5 protein-coding genes are annotated in these 4,378 nt (G+C 62.8%); all 5 read right to left on the reverse strand.

Features of this window, described 5'->3' with window-relative positions; genetic code table 11:
- Positions 1-458, reverse strand: a 458-nt coding sequence (locus tag ACIQ2E_RS12790) for an LptF/LptG family permease (protein ID WP_398331195.1), incomplete at its 3' end; no start/stop codon positions are given.
- A 77-nt stretch (positions 459-535) separates the two neighbouring features.
- Positions 536-1,264, reverse strand: coding sequence for an LPS export ABC transporter ATP-binding protein (gene lptB, locus ACIQ2E_RS12795; protein ID WP_398331183.1), 729 nt, complete (start codon positions 1,262-1,264; stop codon positions 536-538).
- Positions 1,261-1,569, reverse strand: a complete 309-nt coding sequence (locus tag ACIQ2E_RS12800) for an LptA/OstA family protein (RefSeq protein WP_398331186.1) — start codon at positions 1,567-1,569, stop codon at positions 1,261-1,263. Before ACIQ2E_RS12800 ends, lptB begins: the two co-directional genes overlap by 4 nt.
- Before the next feature lie 296 nt (positions 1,570-1,865).
- Positions 1,866-2,225, reverse strand: a complete 360-nt coding sequence (locus ACIQ2E_RS12805; RefSeq protein WP_398331189.1) for a DUF309 domain-containing protein — start codon at positions 2,223-2,225, stop codon at positions 1,866-1,868.
- 41 nt (positions 2,226-2,266) lie between these two features.
- Positions 2,267-4,075 (reverse strand): translational GTPase TypA, encoded by a 1,809-nt coding sequence (gene typA, locus ACIQ2E_RS12810; protein WP_398331192.1) that lies wholly within the window; start codon positions 4,073-4,075, stop codon positions 2,267-2,269.
- Positions 4,076-4,378: the final 303 nt, after the last annotated feature.

Genomic DNA, 4,378 nt, shown 5'->3' on the forward strand with positions numbered 1-4,378 from the left:
GCGTAGCGGGAGTAGACCACGTTGTCGCCGCGCTCGGCAGCAACGGAACGCCCCAAAGCGGAATCGAGTGTGTCGGCAGCCGCCAGGTTGGCGCTGGGCACGATCACATCGTTGAACACAAAGGTGAGCAGCGTCATCAAGGCCGCCACTGCCAGCGCTGGAACCACCATCCGCCAGGTGGGAACACCAATGCTGCGCAGCGCGGTGAGTTCGCTGGAGCTGGAAAGCCGGCTGAAGGCCAGCAGGGTGGCCATCAAAGTGGCCATGGGGAACGAGAGCACCAGGAAACCGGGCAGCCGCAGCCCCAGAACCTGCATGGCCACGAGTGGGGGGAGCCCCGCTTCAGCCACCTTGCGCACCAGCTCAAACACCACCCCTACCGACAGCGACACGGCGGTGAAGGCCGCAATCCCGAACAGCAGTGGGCCGAGCAACTCAGAAGAAAGCCAGCGGTCCATCAACGGCACACGCTGCCATTGGCGCCGCAGCCTGTTGAACTGGCGCTGGAAGGGATCGAAGCGGGAAGGAACGCTGCTCACAGCTTGAAGTCCTCCCCGAGGTAGTGGCGTCGCACCAAGGGGTCGTTGGCCATCTCCCGTGAGGGCCCGCTGGCCAGGATGCTGCCCTCGGTCAGGATGTAAGCCCGGTCAGTGATGGCGAGGGTTTCGCGTACGTTGTGATCGGTGATCAAGATCCCCATGCCGCGATCGCGCAGCCTCGCGATCAGGCTCTGGAGATCGGCCACGGCCAAAGGATCCACCCCGGCAAAGGGTTCATCCAAGAGCAGATAGCGCGGGCCGCGTTGACCCACCGCCAGCGCGCGGGCCACCTCGCAGCGACGGCGTTCACCTCCGGAGAGCTGAAATCCTCGGCGTTCCACAAACGGGCGCAGATGGAAATCATCCACCAGCTGCTCCACCCGCTCGTTGTGCTGCCTGCGGGGTGCAGCGCTCTCCTGCAGGGCTAGAAAGAGGTTGTCGCGCACGCTGAGGTTGCGAAACACGCTCGCTTCCTGGGGCAGATATCCGATACCAAGCCGTGCCCGCTGCGGCATCGAGAGCTCGGCCACCGATGCCCCATCCATCACCACGGCGCCGGAATCGGGCCGCAGCAAGCCGGTGACCAGATTGAAGGTCGTGGTCTTACCCGCGCCATTCGGGCCCAACAAACCCACCACCTCACCAGGATTGAGGTTGAGACTCACCTGCTTCACCAGTGGCCGACCACCGATGGTCAGCGCCACCTGATCGAGAACCAGGCTCATGGCTGAGCTGCCGGAGCAGGGGCCGTCGACGGTTGAGGCGACGGTGCTTGCTGGATGGGTGTTTGCTGGATACGAACGCGGCTGAACACCTGTTGGCCGGCGGGAGGTATGGCAGTCAGGCGTTCACCATCCACGAGGTACACCACCCGTTCCGCCCGGATCAGATTGCCCCCCTCCTGAACGATGTCCACATCGCCGCTGAGCACCACCCGGTTTTCCTTGCTGAAGTATTGGGCTTGGCGGGCGGTGGCCACAACACGCTCATCGGGATACACAATGCGCACATTGCCCGTGGCGGTGATCACGCCTGTGAGCTGATCGGCGCGTTGCTGATCCGATTCAATTGTGACCAGGCCCGTTGAAACCCGAACAGGCTGAGCCGGAGCCTGGAGCGGAGCGCCTGCAGCTGGCTCGGCTGGAACCGACTGCCATGCAGCTGCCGGGGCTTCTTGTGCCTCAGCAGCCTGCGGCGACGCTGCAGCGCAGATCAACAGAGCAACCACCAGAGCGGAAGCGTGACTGGGCATGCTGCACTCGGCGGCCAAACCCCGCTCCCCTCGGTGTGAATGGAGCCATCGTATCGCTCAGTTCGCCTGGCCCATCAGGCGTCTGCGCAATCGGCATGGAGCCGGGGCAATGGCAACCCCGTGGGGTCCTGCTCCTGCTGCAACGCCTGCAAACGCGCCCGCACCTGCTGACGCAGCTGATCGAGATCAAGGCCCAGCTGGGCTGGCCCTGCGTTCTGAAGACGCCCAAGGCCCTCCCCGAGCAGCACCGTGGCTCCGCGGCGATTGCCACGCTCGAGATGCAGGTGCGCCACTGCAATTTGCAGAATGCCCTGCAGAACCTTGCGGCAAGGTCCCTGGGTTTCATGCCAGAGCTCCTCAAAGCCGTCGTGGCAGGCGTACCACTCGCCGGCATTGAAAAGCCTGACGGCCTCCCCGAAACGGGGATCGACCACCAGGCTGGCTTCCTCAGATTGAGGCTGGTTCAACGCAGGATTCAGCGGCGGGCGGGTTTCTTCGCCGGCAGCTTGCGCAGACGGATCGACTCAGGGGTGACCTCGAGCATTTCGTCGGGGCCGATGTACTCCAGAGCGCGCTCCAGGGTCATCTGCATCGGAGCCTGGAGGGTATCGAGTTCCTCAGCGCCAGCCGAGCGCATGTTGGTGAGCTGCTTGGTTTTGCAGACGTTGATCTCGAGGTCCTGAGGGCGGTTGTTCTCACCCACCAGCATGCCCTTGTACACCTTGGTACCTGGGGTGATGAAGAACTGGCCGCGATCTTCAGCGTTCTTCAGCGCATAGAAGGTGGCGGTGCCCTCTTCAAAGGCGATCAGCACACCGTTGCGGCGGGTTTCGAACTCACCCTGCATCGGGCGATAGTCGAGGAAGGAGTGGCTCATGATCCCTTCACCGCGGGTGGCGCGGATGAATTCACCTCGGAAGCCGATCAGACCGCGGGAGGGAACCACAAACTCCAGCTGGGTGCGGCCGTCGTTGGTGTTCTCCATGTTCTGCATCTCGGCTTTGCGGATGCCGAGCTTCTCGATGCAGGCTCCCACCGACTCCTCAGGCACATCCAGCACCAGGGTTTCAAAGGGCTCGGAAGGCGTGCCATCGATGGTGCGGAAGATCACCTGTGGCTGGCTCACCTGGAACTCATAGCCCTCACGGCGCATGGTTTCGATCAGGATGCCCAGGTGCAGCTCACCGCGGCCGCTCACAGCCCAGCGGTCAGGGGAGTCGGTGTCTTCGACCCGCAGGGCCACGTTGGTGAGCAGCTCCTTATTGAGACGGTCGCGAACCTGACGGCTGGTGACGAACTTGCCTTCCTTACCCGCGAAAGGTGAATCGTTGACCACGAAGGTCATCTGCAGGGTGGGTTCATCCACCTTGATCAGCGGCAGCGCCTTGGGCTCATCCGGGCAGGCAATGGTTTCGCCGATGTTCACTTCATCGAAACCAGCCACAGCCACCAGATCGCCGGCGCGGGCCTGTTCAATTTCCACCCGCTGCAGACCCTGGAAGCCGAGCAACTTGCTGATTCGTCCGCGCTTGACGCTGCCGTCGTCACGCAGTAAAGCCACCGGCTGATTGGCGCGGATGGTGCCGTTGTGGATGCGGCCGATCATGATCCGGCCGAGGAAATCGCTGTAGTCGAGGGTGGTCACCTGCAATTGCAGGGGCTTTTCGGGATCACCCACCGGCGGCGGAACGTGGCGGAGGATGGCATCGAAGAGCGGTCGCATGTTGTCGCTCTCGGTGGCCATGTCGGGCTTGGCGTAGCCGCCCATGCCACTACCAAAGAGGTAGGGGAAATCACACTGGTCGTCGTCGGCGCCGAGCTCGAGAAACAGATCGAGAACCTTGTCGACAGCCTGCTCGGGATCCACGCGAGCTCGGTCGATCTTGTTCACGAACACGATCGGGCGCAGGCCTTTTTCCAGGGCCTTCTTGAGCACGAACCGGGTCTGGGGCATCGGTCCCTCGTTGGCGTCCACGATCAGCAGACAGCCGTCCACCATGCCGAGCACACGCTCAACCTCACCGCCGAAGTCGGCGTGGCCAGGGGTATCCACGATGTTGATCCGGATTCCCTCGTAGTCCACCGCGGTGTTCTTGGAGAGAATGGTGATGCCACGCTCCCGCTCGAGATCATTGGAGTCCATCACGCAAGTGGGGACAGCCTCGTTGTCGCGGAAGATGCCCGACTGAGCCAGCAGCGCGTCCACCAGGGTGGTTTTGCCGTGGTCAACGTGGGCAATGATTGCAATATTGCGGATCGGGGTTCCCGGATGCTCGCCGCTCATAAATGGTGGTGCTGGTTGTGATCTCGATGGCGCACGCCGCAGGCGTTGGCGTGGGAACGGTGTCTGAAACCCCTGAGCCAAATCGCGTGGCAGAAAGCGGAGCGATGAGGGCTGGTATCTCTTGCAGCGTGGTCTTAAGGGCATGGAGCGTTGATGAACAACGACCACAACCGAGACCGATGACCCCTACGGTGCGTTAAGGGAATCTATCGCAGTGCCTGCGCCCAAGCTGGGTTTCACCGGCGCTCAGCCAAGGTGCCCCTGGTCACACCGAGGCGGCTCTCAAGCTGCTCCTGCTGCCAG

Source organism: Vulcanococcus sp., from assembly GCF_044369115.1.
In the GTDB taxonomy this organism is placed as follows: domain Bacteria; phylum Cyanobacteriota; class Cyanobacteriia; order PCC-6307; family Cyanobiaceae; genus Vulcanococcus.